The sequence below is a fragment of the Nonomuraea monospora genome (assembly GCF_039531895.1).
GTDB classification, from domain to species: Bacteria; Actinomycetota; Actinomycetes; order Streptosporangiales; family Streptosporangiaceae; genus Nonomuraea; species Nonomuraea monospora.
On sequence record NZ_BAAAQX010000015.1, the window covers coordinates 96,703 to 117,908 of the forward strand.

The 21,206-nt window shown below is 69.4% G+C and carries 22 protein-coding genes and 1 pseudogene; 12 read left to right on the forward strand and 11 right to left on the reverse strand.

The genetic code is table 11. The annotated features are described in order from the left end of the window. Positions 1–10: 10 nt before the first annotated feature. Both ribD and ABD331_RS27840 read right to left on the reverse strand, forming a co-directional pair. Entirely contained in the window at positions 11–847 is an 837-nt protein-coding gene (gene ribD / locus ABD331_RS27835; RefSeq protein WP_344480615.1) for a bifunctional diaminohydroxyphosphoribosylaminopyrimidine deaminase/5-amino-6-(5-phosphoribosylamino)uracil reductase RibD, read from the reverse strand. Between the two features lie 26 nt (positions 848–873). After that, the gene (locus ABD331_RS27840; RefSeq protein ID WP_344480618.1) at positions 874–2,088 is read right to left on the reverse strand and encodes a helix-turn-helix domain-containing protein; all 1,215 of its coding nucleotides are present in this window, start codon (positions 2,086–2,088) and stop codon (positions 874–876) included. 187 nt (positions 2,089–2,275) lie between these two features. Here ABD331_RS27840 and ABD331_RS27845 point away from each other — a divergent pair, with 187 nt between their 5' ends. From ABD331_RS27845 to ABD331_RS27855, 3 genes are all read left to right on the forward strand, one after another. Next, complete coding sequence (locus ABD331_RS27845) at positions 2,276–3,205, forward strand: radical SAM/SPASM domain-containing protein (protein ID WP_344480621.1); 930 nt, start codon at positions 2,276–2,278, stop codon at positions 3,203–3,205. A 32-nt stretch (positions 3,206–3,237) separates the two neighbouring features. Then, positions 3,238–4,383, forward strand: a complete 1,146-nt coding sequence (locus tag ABD331_RS27850; RefSeq protein WP_344480624.1) for a methyltransferase domain-containing protein — start codon at positions 3,238–3,240, stop codon at positions 4,381–4,383. A 180-nt stretch (positions 4,384–4,563) separates the two neighbouring features. Continuing rightward, complete coding sequence (locus ABD331_RS27855; protein WP_344480627.1) at positions 4,564–4,734, forward strand: helix-turn-helix domain-containing protein; 171 nt, start codon at positions 4,564–4,566, stop codon at positions 4,732–4,734. Positions 4,735–5,120: 386 nt separating this feature from the next. Here the strand turns inward: ABD331_RS27855 and ABD331_RS27860 are convergent, their stop codons facing one another. The 6 genes from ABD331_RS27860 to ABD331_RS27885 all read right to left on the reverse strand — a co-directional run bounded on the left by ABD331_RS27860 (position 5,121) and on the right by ABD331_RS27885 (position 11,161). Next, positions 5,121–5,972: a phosphotransferase family protein gene (locus ABD331_RS27860; RefSeq protein WP_344480630.1), complete on the reverse strand. Its 852-nt coding sequence runs from the start codon at positions 5,970–5,972 to the stop codon at positions 5,121–5,123. Between the two features lie 315 nt (positions 5,973–6,287). Continuing rightward, positions 6,288–7,211, reverse strand: a complete 924-nt coding sequence (locus ABD331_RS27865; RefSeq protein ID WP_344480633.1) for a carbohydrate ABC transporter permease — start codon at positions 7,209–7,211, stop codon at positions 6,288–6,290. A gap of 3 nt (positions 7,212–7,214) precedes the next feature. Continuing rightward, positions 7,215–8,126: a carbohydrate ABC transporter permease gene (locus ABD331_RS27870; protein WP_344480636.1), complete on the reverse strand. Its 912-nt coding sequence runs from the start codon at positions 8,124–8,126 to the stop codon at positions 7,215–7,217. Further along, the gene (gene ngcE / locus ABD331_RS27875) at positions 8,126–9,538 is read right to left on the reverse strand and encodes an N-acetylglucosamine/diacetylchitobiose ABC transporter substrate-binding protein (RefSeq protein WP_344480638.1); all 1,413 of its coding nucleotides are present in this window, start codon (positions 9,536–9,538) and stop codon (positions 8,126–8,128) included. The genes ABD331_RS27870 and ngcE overlap by 1 nt, the downstream gene beginning before the upstream one ends. A 19-nt stretch (positions 9,539–9,557) precedes the next feature. Further along, positions 9,558–10,292 (reverse strand): sugar isomerase domain-containing protein, encoded by a 735-nt coding sequence (locus tag ABD331_RS27880; RefSeq protein ID WP_344480641.1) that lies wholly within the window; start codon positions 10,290–10,292, stop codon positions 9,558–9,560. Beyond that, positions 10,289–11,161: a MurR/RpiR family transcriptional regulator gene (locus ABD331_RS27885; RefSeq protein ID WP_344480644.1), complete on the reverse strand. Its 873-nt coding sequence runs from the start codon at positions 11,159–11,161 to the stop codon at positions 10,289–10,291. Before ABD331_RS27885 ends, ABD331_RS27880 begins: the two co-directional genes overlap by 4 nt. Positions 11,162–11,240: 79 nt before the next feature. Between ABD331_RS27885 and ABD331_RS27890 the strand changes: the two genes are divergently transcribed. Then, positions 11,241–12,335, forward strand: a complete 1,095-nt coding sequence (locus tag ABD331_RS27890) for an N-acetylglucosamine kinase (protein WP_344480647.1) — start codon at positions 11,241–11,243, stop codon at positions 12,333–12,335. Here ABD331_RS27890 and ABD331_RS27895 read toward each other — a convergent pair. Further along, positions 12,332–13,276, reverse strand: a complete 945-nt coding sequence (locus tag ABD331_RS27895; RefSeq protein WP_344480650.1) for a LacI family DNA-binding transcriptional regulator — start codon at positions 13,274–13,276, stop codon at positions 12,332–12,334. The two genes, ABD331_RS27890 and ABD331_RS27895, sit on opposite strands and share 4 nt — an antisense overlap. A 163-nt stretch (positions 13,277–13,439) precedes the next feature. On the opposite strand from ABD331_RS27895, the gene ABD331_RS27900 reads away from it, so the two are divergent. The 5 genes from ABD331_RS27900 to ABD331_RS27920 are packed head-to-tail and all read left to right on the forward strand — an operon-like array spanning position 13,440 to position 18,126. Beyond that, positions 13,440–14,231, forward strand: a complete 792-nt coding sequence (locus tag ABD331_RS27900) for an ABC transporter permease (protein ID WP_344480653.1) — start codon at positions 13,440–13,442, stop codon at positions 14,229–14,231. Next, positions 14,228–15,019: an ABC transporter permease gene (locus tag ABD331_RS27905; RefSeq protein ID WP_344480658.1), complete on the forward strand. Its 792-nt coding sequence runs from the start codon at positions 14,228–14,230 to the stop codon at positions 15,017–15,019. Before ABD331_RS27900 ends, ABD331_RS27905 begins: the two co-directional genes overlap by 4 nt. Then, a complete protein-coding gene (locus ABD331_RS27910) occupies positions 15,016–15,996 on the forward strand; it encodes an ABC transporter ATP-binding protein (protein ID WP_344480661.1) in 981 nt (326 codons plus the stop codon). The genes ABD331_RS27905 and ABD331_RS27910 overlap by 4 nt, the downstream gene beginning before the upstream one ends. A gap of 16 nt (positions 15,997–16,012) precedes the next feature. Further along, positions 16,013–17,065, forward strand: coding sequence for an ABC transporter substrate-binding protein (locus tag ABD331_RS27915; protein WP_344480664.1), 1,053 nt, complete (start codon positions 16,013–16,015; stop codon positions 17,063–17,065). Beyond that, entirely contained in the window at positions 17,062–18,126 is a 1,065-nt protein-coding gene (locus ABD331_RS27920; RefSeq protein ID WP_344480667.1) for an adenosine deaminase family protein, read from the forward strand. The genes ABD331_RS27915 and ABD331_RS27920 overlap by 4 nt, the downstream gene beginning before the upstream one ends. Here the strand turns inward: ABD331_RS27920 and ABD331_RS27925 are convergent. After that, the gene (locus tag ABD331_RS27925; RefSeq protein ID WP_344480670.1) at positions 18,121–18,735 is read right to left on the reverse strand and encodes a hypothetical protein; all 615 of its coding nucleotides are present in this window, start codon (positions 18,733–18,735) and stop codon (positions 18,121–18,123) included. The genes ABD331_RS27920 and ABD331_RS27925 overlap by 6 nt on opposite strands. A 178-nt stretch (positions 18,736–18,913) precedes the next feature. On the opposite strand from ABD331_RS27925, the gene ABD331_RS27930 reads away from it, so the two are divergent. Together ABD331_RS27930 and ABD331_RS61025 are read left to right on the forward strand one after the other, a co-directional pair. Beyond that, positions 18,914–19,375: a GntR family transcriptional regulator gene (locus tag ABD331_RS27930; protein WP_344480673.1), complete on the forward strand. Its 462-nt coding sequence runs from the start codon at positions 18,914–18,916 to the stop codon at positions 19,373–19,375. A gap of 19 nt (positions 19,376–19,394) precedes the next feature. Next, a pseudogene (locus ABD331_RS61025) lies at positions 19,395–19,496 on the forward strand (IS982 family transposase); the annotation flags it as partial. A gap of 81 nt (positions 19,497–19,577) precedes the next feature. Here ABD331_RS61025 and ABD331_RS27935 read toward each other — a convergent pair. Then, positions 19,578–20,204 carry a hypothetical protein gene (locus tag ABD331_RS27935; protein WP_344480675.1) on the reverse strand — a complete coding sequence of 209 codons (627 nt, stop codon included), beginning with the start codon at positions 20,202–20,204 and terminating at the stop codon, positions 19,578–19,580. Between the two features lie 76 nt (positions 20,205–20,280). Here ABD331_RS27935 and ABD331_RS27940 point away from each other — a divergent pair, with 76 nt between their 5' ends. Beyond that, positions 20,281–21,177 carry a transposase gene (locus tag ABD331_RS27940; protein ID WP_425566061.1) on the forward strand — a complete coding sequence of 299 codons (897 nt, stop codon included), beginning with the start codon at positions 20,281–20,283 and terminating at the stop codon, positions 21,175–21,177. The last annotated feature ends 29 nt before the right edge of the window (positions 21,178–21,206 follow it).

Below are 21,206 nucleotides of genomic sequence, written 5' to 3' on the forward strand. Positions count from 1 at the left end.
CGTCCTATGACTACAGAGGGATGGGTTCTCCGCCCTGACGCTGTGCCCGCAGCAGCACGTAATCTCCCACGCGCCGCACGGCCGTGACGCGGAAGCCCGCCGGAGGAGTCGGCTCCTCCCCCTGCGAGGAGGCCTCAGGTCCGGGCAACCACACGAGCACCTCGTCGACCAGCCCTCCAGCGGCGTACGACTCTGCAAGCTCACGGCTGCCTAGTAGGAGCAGCGATCGGACCCCGGCCGCATAGAGGTTCTGCAGCCCCTCGCCGGGCTCGCCCTGCGGCAACTCATCAGGTAGAGCGAACGCGTCGCCATGTCCACCAGGCGCCCCCTCCCGCAACTGCCCATCCGGGCCCAGCACAGCGTCGTATCCGCGCGAGTCCAGGCCGGGGACCTCGCGGTCGTCGCCGTACGCCCATGTCACGAACGGCATACCGCGCTGCAACGCGGTCAGCCAGGGCCCCAGCACCAGCTCCGCCTCATCGGCCAGAACGCCGACTTCCACGTCCACCCCCGCCCGGCGCAGTTCGGCCACACCGCCCTCACCTCGCGACGTGGGGTCGATCAACGCGACCACCACGCGCGTGATCCCAGCTTCGATCAGCAACGCCCGGCAGGCCGGAGCACGGCCCACATGGTTGCAAGGCTCCAAGGTCACCACAGCGGTTCCGCCGCGCGCCGCCGTACCGGCTGCGGCCAGGGCGTTGCCCTCCGCGTGCGCCTCACCCTTACGCCGGTGGAAGCCCTCGCCGGTCACGCGGCCGTCCGGCCCGAGGATCACACACCCCACCGGCGGGTTCGGGCTCGTCGTGCCGAGTCCCATCGCGGACAGGGCGATCGCACGTCGCATCGCCACCATCTCCGCCGACGACGCCATCAGAGCGCGGAGGTGGCGTTCAGCTCGGCCAGGAACTCCGCGACCGGGTCCAGGTGAGCATGGCGTACAAGTCGAGGCGCGACCGAAGTGACCATGGAGAAGATTCTGGTCGATCCGCCGTCCTGGGCGACAGCCAGCGCTTGCGCAGCCGCCAGGGCTGCGGCCTCCGGCTTGTCCTCCGCGGCTAGGGCGATCGACAGTCCGGCGTGAGCCAGGCCACGATCACGCTGATATGTCGGCGACAGATCTGCGATCGCAGCCTCGAACGCCTTCACGGCTCGCTCGTGTCCCCCCAGCGTGAGCCAGACCCACCCGCGCTGCATCTCGACATAGGCGGGCGTGCAGAAGGAGCCGTGGCCCGACCGCGCGTCTCCCGCGTCGCCGGTGGTCGCGTACTCGTGCGCGCGATCGAGCAGCCGATGAGACGCCGCCTCGGCCCCGTCCAGTGCCCATCCATGTGCCTGCTGTTGCAGGATCGCAGCCATCATCGGGCCCGCCGCATCGCCTTGTTCGCGACATGCCGCCTCGGCAAGGCCGACCACCTGCGCCCCGTTGCCCTCGGATTGTGCCTGCTGACTACGGCGGAAGAGCGCCCACGCGATCATCGGTCGATCACCGGCCTCCAGCGCCCATTCCATCGCGGTCCGCGCCCAGCGGCGGCCGGCGGCGGGATCCCCGGCATCCCCATACAGCCATGCTGCGGACTCGGCGTATCTGGCGGCGAGGCGGAGGGTTGCCCGCCGGAGCGGTGGGCGTATGTGGCAGAGCAAGGCCACCAGGATGGCGAGCTGAGTGCAGACGCCGCCAAGGGCATGGCGCGATCCCAGCAGGTTGTCCGTCCGCACGAGCACGTGCCACTGCTCCCTCATGTCGGAGAGCAGTTCCTCGGTCTGGCCTGCGGACAGGCGCCGCATGCGGCGGTCGACCAGTGGGTCCACAACCGGCGCAGGCAGAGAGCCCGACGCCTGGATCGGTGCTCCGGCCTCCGGCACCCGGGGCTCCGCAACTGCGCGCTTCGGCACCAGCTTCACGAGCTCGCCCTCAGCGTCCAAGGCCGTTTCGAGCCGATGAGCCACTGACGAAGACGGGCGTTTAACGTCACTCGCGACCTTCGACAGGTATCCGGCGTCATAGTGAATGAGCTTGGCCAACTGGCGCAACGAGACGCCGCGCTCCTGCATCAGCGCCCGCATCTTCTCGCCGAAGGTCGTCATTGCCTGCCCGTGTCCGAGAGCGTGTTGACCTGTTGACCGCTGTTGCCCACCGACCGGAGGCAACAGGCAACATCTCCCACGGTAACCCAATGTGACGATCCCATGGCTGAGAAGAGGCAGACCGCCCCGGGCCTCCCGGCGGTCAGTCGCCTCCTGAACCAGACCCGTCTCACGAAAGAGCGCCATCATGACGGCTGTCCCGGCCATCACGACCAGGTCCGGCCTGGCCCCCGTGTGGTTCCTCGAACTGGAACTCACCCAGAGATGCCAGATGCGGTGCCCCAGCCTCTGCTACGCCGACGCCGGCCCCACCAAGGGCCACGGCACGATGACCCGCGCTGACTGGGAGCACCTCATCGACACCGCCCCGGCCGCAGGCATCACGACGATCCAGTTCATCGGCGGCGAGGCGACCTTGCATCCGGACTTCCTGCGCCTGGCCGAGCATGCCCTCGGCGTGGGGCTGCGCGTCCAGGTCTACTCCAACCTGATCCGCGTCACCGCCCCTCTGTGGGAGCTGTACTCACACCCGAACGTGACGCTGGCGACGTCGTACTACAGCGACATGCCCGACGAACACGACAAGATCACCGGCCGGGCCGGCAGCCACGCCCAGACGAGGGCCAACATCGTGGCTGCCCTGGAACGCGCCATCCCGCTCAAGGTCGCGGTCGTCGATCTCGGCGAGGAAGCGCAGCGCGCCCAGGAGGCTCGCGCCGAGATGATCACACTCGGCCTCCCTCGGGTCGGCCCCGTGGACCGGGTGCGTGCGGTCGGCCGCGCCACCGGCCACCTGCGCAAGGAGCCGGACATCGGTGAGCTGTGCGGCCAGTGCGGCGACGGCCGCGCCGCCGTCTCCTGGGACGGCGACGTACGCATGTGCGTCCTGTCCCGCTTCCTGCCCTCCCCCGGGAACGTCCGCACCACCCCGCTGGGCGACCTCCTCGACGGTGCGGCCTGGCACGAGTTGCTCGCGCGAGTGCCTCGACGACGAGGCAGCGACTGCAAACCGTCATCAGACAGCAATGATTGCAAACCGGCCGAAACCACCTGCGAAGGCAACGCCCTCGTACTGCCCGTTCCCGCCCCTCGCCTCCCCACGGAGGGAAACCGGTGACCAGCACGGACGCGGCGAGCGAAGATTCGCCCATGCACTCCTGGAGAGACCAAGCGCGCCACCTCGCCGGCACGATGACCCCGCCCGGCTCGCGATGGCGCGAACTGGTCGCCCGCACCCCACGCCACCCGTTCGTCCCCCGCTGGTGGGCGAGCACTCAGGACGGGTGGGAACTACGCGTCGGCAACGACGACCACGAACGCTGGCTGGCCGCCGCCTACCGCGACTGGACCCTCGTCGCCCGGGTCTCCGGCGTCCACGCCGACCACGCCGAACCCGGCGCCCGCCTCCAGGGAGCGCCGACGTCGTCGAGCACCCTGCCCGGCCTGCTCGTGAGCATGTACCGGCACGCCTCCCTCGACGCCCGTTCCACCGTCCTGGACGTGGGCACCGGCACCGGCTACGGCACCGCTCTCCTGTGCGCCCGCCTCGGGCAGACGCGAGTCACGACGATCGACGTGGACCCGTACCTCACAGAAGCCGCCGACCGGCGGCTGGACGAGATCGGCTACCACCCGGCCTTCCTGACGGCGGACGCCACCGGCCCGATCGACTGGAAAGGGGACCGGATCGTCGCCACCGTCGGGGTGAAGCCGATCCCCGCGTCCTGGCTGCACGGGCTGCGGACGGGCGGGCGGCTGGTGACGACGATCGCCGGCACGAGCCTGATCATCACCGCCGACAAGCAGGAGGACGGCGGGGCGGCCGGCCGGGTCGAGTGGGACCGTGCCGGGTTCATGCGCACCCGGTCCGGCGCCGACTATCCGGCGCGCGGCCAGTTGCTCGCCGTCCTCGCCCGCGCTCGCGTGGAGGACGGCGAGCAGGTCGAGGCCAGCCCCTACCCGGTGATGGACGTGGTCGAGGCCTGGGATGTGGACACGATGATGGAGCTGCTCGCGCCGGGGATCGAGCATCGGTTCATCACCTACGACGACAAGGCCGATCGGGTCGCGCTCATGGCTCATGAGGATGGGTCGTGGGTTCGGGCCGAGGAGCGGGGTGGGAAGGTGATCGTCCATCAGGGTGGGCCGCGTCGGCTTCACGGCCTGCTGGATCGGGTGCGGGAGCAGTGGCTCAGGGAGGGTGAGCTGCCGATTCGCGGTGCGAGGGTGGCTGTCAGCCCGGCGGGGGTGATCAGCCTGAAGCGGGGGAACTGGACGGCGACCGTCGGCGAGTAGGGCTACCTTGCGTTGTGGGCCGTTACCTGGTGACGGTCCGCAACCATTGCGCCCTGACCTTCGTAGGCAGCGGATGCGTGACTCGGCCGGAATCGTGCGTGTGCAGCGGGACCCCCTGCTGGTGGGGGAGTGAGTGGAGTGGGAGAGCGTAGGAATTGGGCTGAGAAGAGATTCGAGGTCATGAGTCGGCCGGGGGCCGGAGCGGCGTATGAAGCGGCCAGGATCCGGTTCGAGTTGGGTGAGGCCGTCAGGCTGCGGCGTGGGCAGTTGGGGTTGAGTCAGGCGGAGCTGGCGGAGCGCGCTGGGGTGGAACGACCGGCGGTTGCGGGATTCGAGGCAGAGGAACCATGAGCGGCTTCTGCGGCCACGGCTTGCGGCCAAGGCTGAACGGCATCTCAACGTGCCGGTCGATGGATCCGCGCGGGCGCAAGCGTGGGTTTGTATGGGGCGCCTGAGCGAAGCGAAGACCTACAGGGGTCGGGGCTGGCCCCGACTGGGAGAAGCGGCTGAGCCCCGAGGCGCGAAGCGCCGGCTTGTGATGACCTTGCGCGCCGCAGGTGCGTCCCAGGGGAACAGCCCGAGCGAAGCGAGGACCGCTCGGGGCGGGCTTCCAACGGGCAACCACCCCATCGGGCAACGGGTGGGTGGCTTGGGGAGGACAGCCCGAGCGCAGCGAGGACCTTTCGGGGCGGGATCCCAACGGCCGGCCACCCCATCGGGCAACGGGTGGGTGCGCGTTATTGGAAGGTCCAGGGCAGGTGGGTGAGGGCGGCGTCGGCGTAGTGGCGGGGGCCGGTGCTCAGGCCGTACGCCAGGTCTTCGATCAGTGCGCACCGTGCGTAGAACAGGATGCGCTCCCTGTCCTCCTCCGTCACCGTGAATTCGTAGTGCTCCAGGGTGAGCTCGAAGACGTCCGGGCCGAGGTCTCGGTAGATCAGGGCGAAGTCGTGGGCGGGGTCCGTGATGGCGGCGTCCGTCCAGTCGATGATGCCGGTGATGGTGCTGGTGGCGGGGTCTACGAGGACGTGTTCGGCGCCGAGGTCGTTGTGGCAGAAGCGCAGGGAGGGGGGTTCGTCGGGTGGGTCGTGGTGCAGGAAGCGCTCCACCAGGGGGCGCTGGGCTTCGGGGACGTGTTGTTCCACGTCGCGGTAGTCGAGTTCGGCGTCCTGGAGGAGCGTGGGTGCGGGGTAGACGTCGAGGGGTGCCAGGTCGCGCATGGTGCCGGGGATGGCGCCGTGGATGGCGCTGAGGAAGGCACCGAGTGGCTCGGCGAGGGCGGCCGGGGTGAGGTTGCCGTTGCGGTGCTGGTTGAGGGGGGTGCCGGGGAGTTTGCGGTAGGCGATGGTGCCGGTTTCGTCGTCGGCGAAGACGACTTCGGGGACGGGGAGCGGGGAGAGCTCTCTGACGGCCGCCAGGCGGGCGACCTCCTGCCGGTTGGCCTGGGGGTCCGCCACTCTGCTCCGCCGTACGAGCAGCTCGTCGTTGACCTCGTACACGAAGTTGTCGAGGCCGTGGCCGAGCCGGCTGACGGAACGGACCCGGTAGTCGGGTAAGTGGCGGGCCAGCAACGCGCGGATGTCGCCAGTCACACTCCGCACCCTAAGCCGGTGAAGTCCGGCATGCGAGCCATTTCGGCGCGCTTGCGGGGTGAAGCCGGGCCCACTCAGGCGCGCGAGTCACTTCGGCTCTCTCGCGAGGTGAGGCCAACCCGCCCCGGCGCACAAGCCCCTACAGCACTCTCGCGGGCGGGGCGAGGCGGGGCGAGGCGGAGCGAGGCGGAGCGAGGCGAGGCGAGGCGGGGCGAGGCGAGGCGAGGCGAGGCGAGGCGAGGCGAGGCGGAGCGGGGCGAGGCGAGGCGAGGCGGAGCGGGGCGAGGCGAGGCCGGACCGGCCGCGGCGCACGAGTCATTTCAGGGCCCCGGCAGTAAGGCCGGACTGGATCTGGCGCTGGAAGACGGTGTAGACGACCAGCATCGGCAGGATGGCCAGGGTCAGGGCGGCGAACAGGGCCGCCCAGTCGGCGTCGTAGCCGGCCGCGGTGGAGATGTCGGCGATCCCCTGCGTGAGCACCCATTTCTCCCGGTCCTGCAGCAGGATCAGCGGCTTCTGGTACTGGTTCCACTGACCCAGGATGTTGAAGATGGTGATGCTGATGATGCCCGGCTTCGCCATCGGCAGCATGATCTGGAAGAACACCCGGGTGTGCGAGGCCCCGTCGACCATGGCCGCCTCCGCGACCCCGGTCGGCAGCGTACGGAAGAAGGCCGACAGGAAGAAGATCGTGAACGGCATCGAGTACGCGATGTACACCAGAATCGTGCCCGCGTACGTGTTCAGCCCGATGAACGGCCCGATCACCGGCACCGAGCCCATGTTCTGCACCACGAAGAACAGCGGGCTCAGCGCCAGGAAGAACGGGAAGGCCATGCCGGCGACGAACAGCATGTAGATCACGCGGTTGCCCCGGAAGGGGTAGCGCGCCAGCACGTACGCCGCCATCGACCCGATCAGCATCGTGCCGAACGTGCTGAACGAGACGATGATGACGCTGTTGAGCATGTACTGGCCGATGCGCGCCTGCTCCCAGGCCCTGGCGAAGTTGTCCCAGTGCAGCGTGGACGGCAGCGACCACGCGGCGCCGAAGATCTCGTCCTCGCTCTTGACGGAGGCCAGGAACGTCCAGACGATCGGCACCATCACGAGGAGGGTCCAGATCGCCAGCGTGGCGTGCGTCAGCACACCCAGCGGACCGAGGCGCCGTTTGCGCTCCGCGCGGGCGGCGCTCCTCGACGGCGTCCCCGCGGACGCCACTGGGGTTGTCGTTGCCATCTTTCAGTACTCGATTCGTTCGCGCCGCGACAGGCGCAGCGAAAGGATCGCGAAGCCCACCGTGAAGAGGAACATCACGACGCCGAGGGCGGAGGCGTATCCGAAGCGGAAGTACCCGAAGGCGTTCCGGTAGATCTCGGCCGCCATGACCGTGGTCGACCAGTCGGGGCCGCCCTGCTGGAGGGTCATCACCCAGACGATCGCGAAGGCGTCCATGGCCAGGATGCCCAGGTAGACCCAGGCGACCTGGACGGTGTCCCACAGCAGCGGGAGCGTGATGCGGAAGAACAGGGTGAACCGGCTGGCTCCGTCGATCTGCGCGGCCTCGAACACGTCCCTCGGGATGCCGGCCAGCCCGGCGGAGAAGAGCACGACATAGAAGCCGACGGCCTGCCAGACCAGGACGCCGAGCACCGACCAGAACGCGATGCCGGAGTTGGACAGGAATCCGACCGGTTCGAGGCCGAGCGCCATCAGCGGCCCGTTCAGCATGCCGCTGCCGTCGGGCCGGAACACCTGCTGGAACAGGACGGCCACGATGGTGACCGCGAGGACCTGCGGGAAGAAGAAGACCACCCGGTAGAAGGTGGACCCGCGGATCCCTGACACTCCCCTGTCGCCGCCCAGGTTGAGCAGGTAGGCGAAGAACAGGGCGATGATGATGGTGATCGCCGGCAGCAGCACCAGCAGGCCGAGGTTGTGGGTGACGGCCTTCCAGAAGACGCTGTCGCCGAGCACCCGCTGGAAGTTGTCCAGGCCGATGAAGTTGGGCGTGGCGGACACGCCGCGCCAGTCGGTCATCGCCATGTAGAACGCCTGGATGTTCGGCGAGATCACGTAGATGGCGTAGAGAATCACCGGGGCTGCCAGGAACGAGGCGATGAACAGCCCACGGCGATATCTGTTGAACAGCATCAGCGCTTGTACTTCTTGATCGAGGAGTCGCTCTTGATCTCGTCGGCCTTCTTCTGCATGCGCTCGAGGTAGGCGTCAGGGGTGAGGCCGCCGGTCATCAGCTCGCCGGTGGCGGCCTTGGCCTCGTCGTTGAGCGGGCCGTACCAGGCGAAGGCGCGGTAGTAGACGGTGTTGGCGCCCGCCGCCGCGACCGCCGCGGAGGCGCTGGTCACGCCGGAGGAGATGGTCAGGCCCTCGCTGGCGCCCTTGACCACGGTGACGGTCTTGACCAGGGTGCTGAACTCGCCGGCCGCCTTCTTGGAGAGCATCGCCCGCAGGTACTCCATGCCCGCCTGCGGGTGGGCGCTCTTGGCGGAGACCATGAACTCCTCGCCCGGCTGGGTGTGCAGCGTGCCGTACGGCATCGCGTCGGAGCCGGTGATGTCCGGGATGGGGAACATCGCGTAGTCGAAGCCCTCGGGTGTGGTCGACTTCTGCTCGTTCTCCAGCCAGGACCCGCACGGGAGCATCGCGACCTGGTACTTGTTCTGCGCGGTCTGCGTCTGTACGTGGTCGAGGCCGGCGGTGCCCTGGAGGAGGTACTTGGAGCCGATCTCGGCCATGTTCTCGGCCGCGGTCTTGATGGCCTCCTGCTTCCAAGCGCCGTCCTCCAGGTTGTCCAGGTTGGTCAGCACCTCCTTGCCGCCGATCTTCGCGGCCATGGTGAGCAGCGGCTCGTAGGCGTACTGCGGGTGCTTGCCGGCGTAGGTGAAGGGCGCCATCTTGCCGGACTTCTTGATGGTCTCGCACAGGGCCAGGAACTCGTCCCACGTCTTGGGGATCTCCCAGCCGTTGTCCTTGAAGACCTTCTGCGAGTACCAGATGCCGTGAATGTAGTTGACGTAGCCGACGACGCTGAACTTGCCGTCGTAGGTGCCGATCTCGATGACGGACGGGTCGATGGTGTCGCGCACCTTGACGGCGGGGTCGTCCCAGGAGGGGGCGTCGAGCAGCGGGCCGAGGTCGGCGAGCTGGCCGTCCTGGGCGAGGGCGCCGAAGTCCATCTTGTTGGCGCCGGAGTTGTCGATGACCTCGGGCGGGTTGCCGCCGGCGAAGCGCGGCTGGAGAACCTTCGTGATCTCCTTGGTGGAGTTGTGCTTGATCTCGATGCCGGCGTACTTGCTCTTGAACAGCGGCTGGTGGATGTCGGTGGCGTACTGCTGGCCGAAGCCGCCGTCGAAGATCCAGACCTCCAGCGGCTTCTTGGCGTCCACGCCGAACGGGTTGGCCGCGCTGGTCGCGGCCGGGGCCGCCGAGCTGGTGGCGGCAGGCGGGGCCGACGGCGTGGCGCACGCGGCGAGCGCGCCCGCGACGGGCACGAGCGCGGCGCCGCGCAGGAGTTCGCGCCTGCTGATATGGGGGGTGTGAGCCATGGTGACTACTCCTGACCTTTCATTTTCCGCGTCTGATGCGCCCTGCGTAGCGGCTCTCCAGGGCCTTGTTGTGCTCGTCTCCTCCGGTCACGTTGACCGACAGGTAGACGGGCGGTGTCTCGCCGAGCGCGACGAGGGCGTCCACCGCCTCGGTGACCACCAGTTGCGCCAGCAACGCTGAGGTGATGGTGGACACCGCACCGTAACTGCCGCCGCCGGGCAGGTCGAGGATGGCGTCGCCGTACGGCGCGCCGTTGTCGAGGACGACGTCCGCCAGGTCGAGCAGCTTGCCGCCCGACGGGTGGCGGGAGGTCATGCGGGTGCTGTGCTCGACCGAGGTGATCGCGATCAGCGGGTGGCCGCCGTCCTTGACGATTCTGGCCAGCTCGACGACGGTGCCGTTCACGCCGGAGCTCGACACGAGCACGAACACGTCCTCCGGCTCGACCGGCGCCAGGTCGTAGATCTGCCGGGCGACCGCCGGGTCCCGCTCCAGCTCCGGGGTGAGCACGCTCGGCGGCTGCCCGCCGTACAGCACGAGGTCCCTGGGGCTCAGACGGTTGCTCGGGACGAGGCCGCCCGCCCGGCCGGCGATCTCCATGGCGATGGCCTCGGAGTGCCCGGAACCGAAAGCGTTTACGACGCCGCCTGCCCTGAGGGACGTGACGAGCAGCGCCGCCGCCCGGCTCACCGGCTCGGCCTGGCTCTCCGCGACCTGGCGCGCCAGATCCAGGACCTTGGTTGCGTACGTCATGGGCTCCTCTCCACCCGATGGCTCTCGACTGCGCTGATCGTGCGCTCGAACGCCTCGTTCGTGCGTTCGTAGGTGCGTTGCGCGACCGCGACGTACACGGCGTCCAGCACGAAAAGCTGCGAGTGCACGGCGGCCAGCCCGCCGAGCCTGAACGTGGTCTCCCTGCTCGCGGTGGTCAGCACCAGGTCGGCGAGCTCGGCGAGCGGCGAGCGGGCGAAGGAGGTGACGGCGACGGTGAGCGCGCCGTGGCTGCTCGCCTCGGCGAGCGTCTCCATGACCTCGCGGGTACGTCCGCGGTGGCTGATGCCGATGGCCACGTCGCCGGCCTTCATCAGCGCCGCCTCCGACAGCGCGACGTGCGCGTCGCCCGCGCTCCAGCCGGGGATGCCGATGCGGCGCAGCCAGCCCTCCAGCATGTTCGCGACGATCCCGCTGGTGGAGACGCCGACGAGGAGCACGCGCGGGGCGGCCACGATGGCGTCGGCCACCTGGGTCAGCACGTCGAGGTCGAGCCCGGCGGCGGTGTCCTGGATGAGCCGGGTGTCGGCGGCGGCCATGACCTCGATCGCGGCGTCGAGCGGGTCGTCGGGGCCGATCTCGTGCCCGACGCCGGCGCCCCATCCGGCCTGCGCGGCCCTGCCCGTCTCGGTGGCCAGCGCTACGCGCAGCTCGGCGTACCCGGAGAACCCGAACGCCCGGCAGAACCTGGTCACGGTGGCGGGCGAGCTGCCCGCCCGCTCGGCCAGGGCGATGATGGTCGACCGGGCGGCCTCGGCGGGATCTCCGAGGATGACCTCGCCGACCCTGCGCAGAGCCTCCGGCAGGCCGGGCAGTTCCGTTTCGACGCGCGCGAGCGCTCCAGAAGTCACGAATATTCCTTCCGAATACTCGGTCTTCTGGCGAAAATTATTCTTGCTTCCTGGTCGCGTCAACCCCCAGACTCGGACCGTGACGCAATCGCTAGTCCCGCCCGCCACAGCCCAGGCCGGCCGCGGGCTGCCGGTCATGAGTGAGCCGGGGCTGGTGATCGGCGTCGACGCCGGCGCCACCTCCACGCGCGTCGCCGTGCACGCACTCGACGGCACCCGGGTCGGGTACGCGCGCGCCGGTGCGGGCAATCCCACCGCCCACGGGCTGCGCAAGGCGTCCGCGGCCGTCGGCGAGGCCCTGTCGGCGGCCCTCCCGTCCGGCGGCGGGCCGCGGGTGGTCGCCTCCAGGGTCGGCATGGCGGGGGACGTCGCCGAGATGGTGCCCGAGCTGGCCAGGGTCTGGGCCGAGCACGGGATCGCCGCGCCGCCCCGGTACGAGGGCGACCTGACGATCGCCTACGCCGCCGGCTCCGCCGAGCCCGACGGCACGTTGCTGCTGTCCGGGACGGGGGCGGGGGCGGCCCGGGTCGTGGGGTACGAGCTGGAGCGGGTCGGGGACGCGCTGGGGTGGCTGCTGGGTGACGTGGGGTCCGGGTTCTGGATCGGGCGGCGGGCGGCCAAGGCGGTGATCGCGGCGCTGGATCGCGAGCTGCCGGTATCGGCCCTGTTCCGGCCCTTCGACGGAATGGACGTCTCCGGCGGGGAGAACGCCGGGGGCCTGCTCTTCGTTCCCCACGGGGAGAGCACCGAGGGGCTGCTCCTCGCCCTGGTAGCCCAGCACTTCCTGGGCGCCGAGCGGCCCACCACTCCGCGCGCCGCCGCCGCCCGCATCGTCCGCCTCGCCCAGGCCGACCACATGCGGCTGGCCGCGCTGTCCTCCCTGGTCAGCCAGGCCGCCATGGCAGGCGACCCGCTGGCGACGAAGATCGCGCACGAGGCGGCCGGGCATCTCGTGGCGACCCTGCGCCGGGTGCACGTGTCGGGCCCGGTGGTGCTGGCGGGCAGCGTACTGACGACCCCTGGCCCCGTACAGGAGGCCGTGCTGGAGCTGCTGTCCGGCGAGACCGTGACGACGGCGCTGGACGCGGCGGGTGCCGCGGCCTGGCTGTCGGCCCGCGCCCTGCTCACGGAAGCCGAGGCCAAGGCGCTCCACGCCACCTTCACCGGCGCCTAGCTGATCGGGACGGCGAGCCGGCTCGTGGTGGGCGGCGGCGCCTCCCCGCGCTCACCGAGCAGCGTCATCAACCGGCCCATGGCGACCTCGCCGAGTCTCTCCCCGTCCACGTCGATCGAGGGGACGCCGGTCAGCCCGAGGCTCTCGACGACCATGCGCTCCGAGCTGACCACCACATCGCGGATCCCCCGGTGGAGCAGGGCGAACATGAGGCCGAGGCCGATCGAGGTGGAGTAGGGCACCACGGCGGTGGCGCGGGCCGCCACCACGGCCTGCGCCGACTCGACCCCGGCGGCGAACGTCGAGGGGAAGGGACCCAGCATGGTGAGCCGCGCCCCGCCCGGCTCGGCCGCGGCCCTGATGGCGGCCTGGCGCTGGCGGTCCTGCCAGGAGCCGGCCGGGCCGCCGAGGTAGACGATGCGCTCGTGGCCCTTGTCGGCGAGCCAGGTGACGAGCGCGCCGAAGGCGGTGGCCGTGTCGGCGACGACCGAGGTCATGCCGTCGATCTCGCGGTCGATCAGCACGGTCGGCTTGTACGACGCCGCGGCCCGCACGATCTCGTCCGAACCTCGGGGCGCGGTGAGCAGGAACCCGTCCACCTGCCGCGAGAGCTGCTCGACGGCGGCGAGCTGGGCCTGGTGCTCCAGTGAGTGCACCGCGATGGTGAGCTGCATGCCCGACTCGGCCGCCCGTGCCTGGGCGCCGCCGATGATGGGGGTGAAGAAGGTGTTGTCGAGCGTGGGCACCACGACGGCGACCACGCCGGTCTTGCCCCCGGCGAGCTGCGTGGCGGCCCTGTTGGGCACGAATCCGAGCTGCTCGGCGGCTGCGCGGACGCGGGCCACCGTCTCCGGCGCGGCCAGGTCCGGCCGGCTGAGGGCGCGGGAGGCCGTCGCCTTGGAAACCCCGGCCAGCGCGGCGACGTCCGCCAGTGTCGGCACTTGTGCTCCTTGAGTCGTTACAGGCGGTTAACACAGAAGTTTGTGCGGCAGGGCCCTCATAATCTATGGTCAGGGCGATGCAACCGGTTCCGCAACCGGTTCCACTCAGCGTACGCCACCGAGAAAGGACGCCGACATCTCCCGCAACTCGGCCCTCCTGCTGGTGCCCGGTCTCGTCCTTCTCCTCGCGGGCTTCCTCATCCCCTCCGCCGCGATGCTCTTCGCGCCGCCGGACGTACAGACCGGCGAGATCTTCGCGCGGCTGGGCGAGATGCTCACGGATCCCTACGATCTCGAGGTGATCGGACGCACGGTCGGGCTGGCCCTGGCTGTCACGGTCATCTGTGTCGTCCTCGGCTTTCCCATCGCCTACTGGCTCGCCCGCTCCTCGTCGCGCTGGAGCGGGGTCTTCCTGGCAGTGGCGATCTTCCCACTGATGCTGAGCAACGTCGTGCGCACGTTCGGCTGGCTCGTCATCCTCGGCTCCAAGGGGGCGCTCGGCCGGCTGCTCGTCGAGCTGGGGATCGTCGACGTGGCACCGCAACTGCTCTACACCAAGCTGGCGATCGTCCTCGGTCTGACCCAGCTCTTCCTGCCGCTGGCCATCATCTCCTGCTACTCCGCCGTCGCCCAGGTCGATCCCGGCCTGGACGACGCCTCGCGCGGCCTCGGCGCCGGCCGGATCAAGACGATGTGGAACGTCGTCATCCCGCTGACCATGCCGGGCATCGTCGTCGCCGCCACCCTGGTCTTCGCCGGGTCCGTCACCGCGTACACGACGCCGTACCTGCTCGGCGGGTCCAGCCAGCGGATGTTGTCCACGCAGCTGTTCAACTACGCGAGCACCACGATCGACTGGGCCTCCGCCTCGGCGACGGCGCTCATCATGACGGTCCTGGTCTTCCTGGTCTCCGGGCTGTCCTCGCTGATCGGGCGGAGAGGGGCCACCTCATGAAGCGGCCGATCACGGCGGCGCTCGCGGTCATCGGCTACGTCATCATGATCGTGCCGATCGTCTTCGTGGTCGCCACCGCCTTCACGGCGGGCAGCACGCTGCGGTTCCCGCCCGAGGGGATCTCACTGCGCTGGTTCGGCGAGGCGCTCGGCTACGAGCCGTTCATGCAAGCCGCGCTCTCCAGCCTGGAGCTCGCCCTGCTCGCCACCGTGCTGGCGCTGCTGATCGGCGTGCCCGCCACGCTCGCGATCCACCGGGGCAAACTGCCCGGCAAGGGCCTGGTCGAGGGGCTGTTCCTGTCGCCGCTCATCGTGCCCGAGCTGGTCGTCGGCCTCGCGCTGTTCCAGCAGCTCATGGTCGGCCTGGACCTGGACAACTTCAGCACCCTGCTGGTCGGGCACACCGCGCTGATGCTGCCGTACGCGGTGCGCGTGACCGGCGCCTCGCTCGCGCTGGCCGACCCCGGCCTGGAGGAGGCCGCCCGGGGGCTCGGCGCCTCGCCGTTGCGCGCGTTCTTCAACGTGACGCTGCCCGTCCTGCGGCCGGGGATCTTCTCCGCCGGGCTGCTCAGCCTCGTCACGTCCTTCAACAACGTGCCGCTCTCGCTCCTGCTGCAGGGCCGCGACTTCCGGACGCTGCCGGTCACGATGCTCGACTACGTGCAGCAGTCGTACGACCCGATGGTCGCCGCCGCCTCCACCCTCATTCTGGCCGCCACCGTGGTCATCGCCGTGATCGCCGAGCGCACGGTCGGATTCGCCAAGATCTTCGGAGGGATCAACCAATGACCGCCGCCGCCGAGCTGATCGACGTCACCCAGAGGTTCGGCTCCTTCACCGCCGTGGACGGGATCGACCTCGCCGTGCCGTCCGGGAAGCTGACGACGCTGCTGGGGCCGAGCGGCTGCGGCAAGACCACCACGCTGCGGATGATCGCGGGCTACTCCACCCCGACGTCGGGGACGATCCGCATCGACGGGACCGACAGCACGCGCACGCCGCCGGAGAAGCGGAACCTGGGGATGGTCTTCCAGTCGTACGCGCTGTTCCCGCACATGTCGGTGGCCGACAACGTCGGGTACGGGCTCAAGCTGCGCAAGGTGCCGTCGGCGCAGAGACGTACGCGGGTCATGGAGACGCTGGAGCTGGTCGGGCTCGCGCACCTGGCCGACCGCAAGCCCAAGAAGCTCTCCGGCGGGCAGCAGCAGCGCGTCGCCCTGGCGCGGGCGATCGCGATCAAGCCCAGGCTGCTCCTGCTCGACGAGCCGCTGTCCAACCTCGACGCGCGGCTGCGCGTGCAGATGCGGGCCGAGATCAGGCGCATCCAGGCGGAGACCGAGCTGACGGTCATCCTCGTCACGCACGACCAGGACGAGGCGCTGGAGATGTCCGACGAGATGGTCATCATGAACGAGGGCAGGATCGTGCAGCAGGGCTCCCCCGCGCAGGTCTTCCCCCGGCCCGCCGACCGCTTCGTCGCCGAGTTCCTCGGCTACGAGAACTTCCTCACCGCCGCCGACGGCACCCCGCTGACCATCCGGCCCGAACACCTGCGCATCTCCGGGCAGGGTGACGACGGCCTGGAGGGGACGGTGGCCGACGTCGCCTTCCGCGGCGTCGACCTGCTGGTCTCGCTCGACGTGGCCGACCCGTCGGGCGCCACCGTCAGGCTGCTCGCCGACGTACGCGGCGGGCCCGCCCCGCAGCCCGGATCGCGCGTCACGGTGATCGCGCCCGACGACCACCTGATCCCTCTCCCCCGCTGAAAGAAGGAACCTCCCCATGCTCACGCGCCGTGCCGTACTGGCCGCTGCCCTGACCGTGCTCGCCGCAGCCGGATGCTCCGGCTCCGGCTCCGGTCAGGAGCAGGCCGACCAGCAGACCATCGTCGTCAGCACCTTCCCCTTCGGGGTCAAGGAGTTCGAGCAGGCGGTCGTCACCCCGTTCACCAAGCAGACCGGGATCAAGGTCGAGCTGGACACCGGCTCCAACTCCGACCGCCTGTCCAAGCTGAAGCTCGCCAAGGGCGAGCCTGAGGCCGACGTGGTGCTCATCTCCGACTACTTCGCCGCGCTCGGCCAGAAGGACGGCCTCTTCCAGAAGGTCGACGTGCCTAACATGAAGGAGCTGGCGCCGTTCGCGACCGAGGGCTCCTACGAGGGGCCGGCGTACACGCACCAGCTCAACGGGATCATCTACAACACCAAGAGCCTCACCCAGGAGCAGGCCGCCGACTGGAAGCTGTTCGCGGACGCGGCCAACAAGGGCAAGGTCGCGCTGCCCGACATCTCGGTGACCGCCGGGCAGCTCATGATCTCGGGGGTGGGCGAGACGTACGGCAGCGGCCCGTACGACATCGACGCCTCGCTGAAGACCCTGGCCGGGTGGGCGCCGAACGTCCTGCAGTTCTACACCTCCTCCACGGAGGTCACGAACCTGCTGACGCAGGGCGAGATCGTCGCCGCCGACGCGCTGAGCGGCTTCGCCACCAACCTCGTCACCTCCGGCGAGCCGATCGCCTGGACCGCTCCCGCCAAGGGCCGCTACATGGCCACCAACCGGGCGATGATCACCAAGGGCGCGCGCAACCAGCCGGGCGCGGCCAAGTTCATCGACTACCTGCTGTCGGCCGAGGCGCAGACCGCCATGGCCGAGGCCGCCGGCGACCTGCCCACCAACCCGAAGGCCACGATCCCGGCGGACGTCGCCAAGGTGACCGGCGAGGCGGCCAAGGACCCGGTCGCCGCCGGGTTCAAGACCCTCGACCCCGCCCAGCTCGTCGACACCCGCAACACCTGGGTCGAGCGCTTCACCCGCGAGGTGGCCGGCAAGTGAACCTCGACCTGATGCCCAAGGTCGACCTGCACTGCCACCTCATCGGCACCGTGCGCGCCGCCACCTTCGCCGAACTCGCCAGACGCGAGCGGCTCGACCTGCCCGACACCCCGGAACGCATCTACGCGGACGTCAACTCGCTGCCGCCCGACCCGGCCCTCTACCTGAACACCCGCGTCCCCGTGCCGCAGGGCAGGAGCGCGGACGAGCCCGAGGTCTCCTACTCGCTGTTCCAGGTCTCCTCCTGGGTGCTCCAGGTGCTGCGCGACGCCGACGACCTCACCCGCATCACGTACGAGGCGTTCGAGGACGCCCACCGCACCAGCGCCACCAGGCACCTCGAAGTCTCCTTCGACGCGCTGACCCCGCACCAGGAGAAGCTCGGCTACGCCGCAGTCGTCGAGGCCTACGCCGAAGGCATCCGGATGGCGGAGCGCGACTTCGGCATGTCCGGCAGGCTCATCGCCGCCATCGACCGCAGCGGCACCGCCGAGCAGGCCCTCTCCTGGGTGCGCACCGTCGTCGACCACCCCCACGACTACGTGGCCGGCATCGGCCTGGACAACCTGGAGACCTCCGGGCCGCCCGAACGCTTCGCAGCCGCCTTCCGGCTGGCCGGCGACGCCGGGCTGCGCCGCACCGCGCACTCCTCCGAGCACGCGCCCGTCGCCGCCAACACCATCACCTGCCTCGACCTGCTCGGCTGCGACCGGATCGACCACGGCTACTTCGTCCTGGAGGACGACGAGGTCGTCGCCCGGCTCAGGGACGAGCAGGTGCCTTTCACCGTCATCTCCACCACCTCGCGGCGCTCCTGGCGGCCGTGGCGGCGGGCGTCGATCGCGGCGATGCTGGAGGCGGGGCTGAACGTCATTCCGGCTTCTGACGATCCGGGGATGTTCCCGACGTCGCTGGCCAACGAGTACCGGATCCTGTCCGAGCAGGTCGGGGTGCCGGACGAGCGGTTGCGTGCGATGGCGATGGCGGGGGTGGAGGCGTGCTGGTTGCCTGAGGACGAGAAGGACGCGCTGCGCAAGCGCTTCGAGAGCGAGCTCTCATGATCGGTTGTACCAGCGCCATTCGGTGAGCCGCGGGCGATCCTGGAGGGCGGCGCGTCCCGTCGCCCACAGCAACACCTCCCAGGCGTCACCATCCGCGTTGACGTGCGGAAAGAGCCTGCCGAGCACCTTCTCGCACGGCTCACTCGGCGGCGACCACTCCACTCCTAGCCCTTGGGCGATGTCATGGGTGTGCACGAGAGTCTCGACGACACCCATCGCGGCGAACCCCTCCGAGTCCGAAGGGCCGTAGCCGTGAAAGGCCACGACCGTCGGATCGGCCGTCCGCCGGACGGACGCGAGCAGCCCGCCGCACCCCTCCAGGATGGTCAGCAGACCTTCCGGCCCCGACGCCGGATCGGCGGAGAAGATCGTCGGCGGCCCGTCGTCCCTGTCACTACGCATCCGGAAGGGCACCCGGCCGGACGTCGGCGGCTTCGCCAGCCCGAACCTCAGGGCGTAGCTGAACAGCACGTTGGCCACGTGTTCGGCCGTCTCCCAGCACGTCCAGTCGAGGCTGCCCGCCTTGGCCTGCCACGCCTCGGGGGCGCCTTGCCGCATGGTGGTGACGGCCAGGTCGACGACCTGGCGCACGTCCTCCGCGCTGCTCATGCCGAGCAGCGTAACCCGGCTCTTCGGGGTTTGCGGGTCTCGGCCTGACATTGATCCGCTTCGCGGAGCTGACATTTAATAGCCAACTGGTTCTTTCTTCTTATTTGCATGTAGTTACCATCTCGCCTGTTAAGACAAACCGAGCCCTCTTGCCCTCGCCTTGACCTATATTTTCAACGTGCTCGACTACGAAGGCGACACCCACATCTATATCCAGATCGCCGACATCCTCCGGGTTCAAGTCGCCCAACTCTCCGCCGGACACCCCATACCGAGCGAGACCGAGATTCAACAGGAATTCGGGGTAGCCAGAACCACCGCAAGGCGGGCAGTCCACGTACTACGCAAAGAAGGGATCATCTACACCGTCAGAGGCGAAGGCGCATTTGTCGGCCTCCCCTGGGAAGCGCCGCGAAAAAAGCGCAGGGTGCCGCTCTTCCAGCAGATCGCAACGGACCTCGCCGAGAAGATCAAAGCGGGCAAATACGCCCCTCGGCGCCCAATACCCGGCGAGGCGGCGCTGACGAAGCAGTACGGCGCGGCACGTGAAACAGTGCGGCGCGGCTTAGCGCTGCTGCGTGAGCAGGGCTGGATTTACACCGTTGCTCGGCGCGGCAGTTACGTCAGTCAGAAAGACTAGTGGCCGGCCCCCTGACAACATGCCCACCACCGGCCGCGGCTTGGGACGCAAGTCGAAACTGCCCGACGCCGAACTGCTCACCCTAGCCGTGGCCCAGGCCTTGCTCGGCATTCACTCCGAGGCCCCCGACTGCACTACGTTCCGTACAACAAGCGCCTGCGCATAGCCCCCGCCGCACCACTAACCCTTTTAATTTACTCGTTTAGAGCTCGGCGTCTCCGCTGGGAAGCTTGTCCAGCCACCCAGGCGTCAGCCGAAGCCGCCCCGCAAACGCCGACACATCCTCCGGATACCGGACGCCGATCCTCCCCCAGAAATCGACGAACACCCATGGGTCGTCCAGCTCGAACTCATCCTCGGCGAAGGCCCGGCCGCCGCCCGCGAAGTAGGGTGCGATCGTCTCAACGGGACAGCCGACCGCTTCGGCGACCACCGAGGCCCGCCCGGCGTACTTGTCAGCGAGGCGAGCGATCTCCCGGGCGTCGTCGGTGAAGTAGTCCGGCATGGAGGCGAACCGATCCACCGTGACGCCGTCGCGCACCAGCGCGTGGCTCCAGTAGTCACCGTCGTGGATGCGTACGGTGCTCGCCACCACCTCGAGGTCGCGTGAGATGGGCTCCACGGCGGCGAGGTCCGCGAAGTAGGGCGGCCACATCACCACGGTCCATCGGTTCGCGGGCGGGAAGAGGAGTACGTCGTCGTCGGTCACCGGTGAGGCGGCGGGTGTGGCGGCCGGGCAGAAGTGGGCCGCGAAGAAGCGGCCGGCGGCGGCCCGTACGGCGTCGGCGTCCTCGGTCATGAAGGCGGAGACCGCCAGGAACTCGCCCATGCGGAGCACCCTAGATCGTTGATGTGAAATTTGGTGATCGGCTGCGGGCGTGACGAAGGGCGTCCATGGTCGGTGTGTGAAGACTGACTTGGACGCCCTTCTGACCGCACTCTACGTGCATCTGGACGATCACGTGATGCCTTCGCAGGGCCGGCCTCGCGGGCGGGGCCGGCCGCCGGTGCTGACCCCGGCCGAGGCGGTGGTCGTGGCAGTGGCGCAAGTGCTGCTGCGATGTGACGACGAACGCCGCTGGATGCGGATGGCGGCCGGCCGGATCGGGCACCTGTTCCCCAGACTGCCGTCCCAGTCGCAGTACAACCGGCAACTGCGTGCGCTGGGGCCGGCCATGTCGGCGGCGGCGTTGTGGCTGGCCCGCCAGGTCCCGACCTGGCACGAGCCGTTGCGGCTGATGGACGGCACCCCGATCCGCTGCGGCGCCTCGCGGGTCACGGTCAACCGGTCAAGCCTGGGCGAGATCGCCGGATACGGCATGGACAAGTCCCACCACGCCTTCTACTGGGGCGCCAAGCTGATGCTGATCACCACCGCTGACGGCGCGGTGACCGGCTTCAGCCTGGCTCACCCCAAAGAGCTCGACGAACGCAAGCAGGCCCTGCACCTGCTGCACGTCCACCCGATAGCCGGCGGGCCATGCCCGATCGTGTGCGACAAGGGATTCGCCGGAGCCGGCATCGAGAAGGCCGCCGCCGACCTGGGCCATCTCCTGATCCGGCCGACCCGCGAAGACGAGCCTGCACGCGCCCTTCCCTTTCCCGGCTGGCTGCGCCAGCGCATCGAGGCGATCATCTGGACACTGAAGAACCAGCTCGGCCTCGAACGCCACAACGCCCGCCACCCGGACGGCCTCTGGGCACGCATCAGCCAGCGCATCCTCGCCCTCAACGCCGCAATCTGGCACAACTGGAACACCGACGCACCAGTGAAACGGTCTCTGACCGCCTATGACCACTAACCAAATTCACATCAGCGATCTAGGGCATG

Coding starts and splice junctions, on each gene's coding strand:
- ribD (WP_344480615.1), bottom strand. CDS start 847: ATGCGACGTGCGATCGCCCTGTCCGCGATGGGACTCGGCACGACGAGC.
- ABD331_RS27840 (WP_344480618.1), bottom strand. CDS start 2,088: ATGACGACCTTCGGCGAGAAGATGCGGGCGCTGATGCAGGAGCGCGGC.
- ABD331_RS27845 (WP_344480621.1), top strand. CDS start 2,276: ATGACGGCTGTCCCGGCCATCACGACCAGGTCCGGCCTGGCCCCCGTG.
- ABD331_RS27850 (WP_344480624.1), top strand. CDS start 3,238: ATGCACTCCTGGAGAGACCAAGCGCGCCACCTCGCCGGCACGATGACC.
- ABD331_RS27855 (WP_344480627.1), top strand. CDS start 4,564: ATGAGTCGGCCGGGGGCCGGAGCGGCGTATGAAGCGGCCAGGATCCGG.
- ABD331_RS27865 (WP_344480633.1), bottom strand. CDS start 7,211: ATGGCAACGACAACCCCAGTGGCGTCCGCGGGGACGCCGTCGAGGAGC.
- ABD331_RS27870 (WP_344480636.1), bottom strand. CDS start 8,126: ATGCTGTTCAACAGATATCGCCGTGGGCTGTTCATCGCCTCGTTCCTG.
- ngcE (WP_344480638.1), bottom strand. CDS start 9,538: ATGGCTCACACCCCCCATATCAGCAGGCGCGAACTCCTGCGCGGCGCC.
- ABD331_RS27880 (WP_344480641.1), bottom strand. CDS start 10,292: ATGACGTACGCAACCAAGGTCCTGGATCTGGCGCGCCAGGTCGCGGAG.
- ABD331_RS27905 (WP_344480658.1), top strand. CDS start 14,228: ATGAAGCGGCCGATCACGGCGGCGCTCGCGGTCATCGGCTACGTCATC.
- ABD331_RS27910 (WP_344480661.1), top strand. CDS start 15,016: ATGACCGCCGCCGCCGAGCTGATCGACGTCACCCAGAGGTTCGGCTCC.
- ABD331_RS27915 (WP_344480664.1), top strand. CDS start 16,013: ATGCTCACGCGCCGTGCCGTACTGGCCGCTGCCCTGACCGTGCTCGCC.
- ABD331_RS27925 (WP_344480670.1), bottom strand. CDS start 18,735: ATGAGCAGCGCGGAGGACGTGCGCCAGGTCGTCGACCTGGCCGTCACC.
- ABD331_RS27935 (WP_344480675.1), bottom strand. CDS start 20,204: ATGGGCGAGTTCCTGGCGGTCTCCGCCTTCATGACCGAGGACGCCGAC.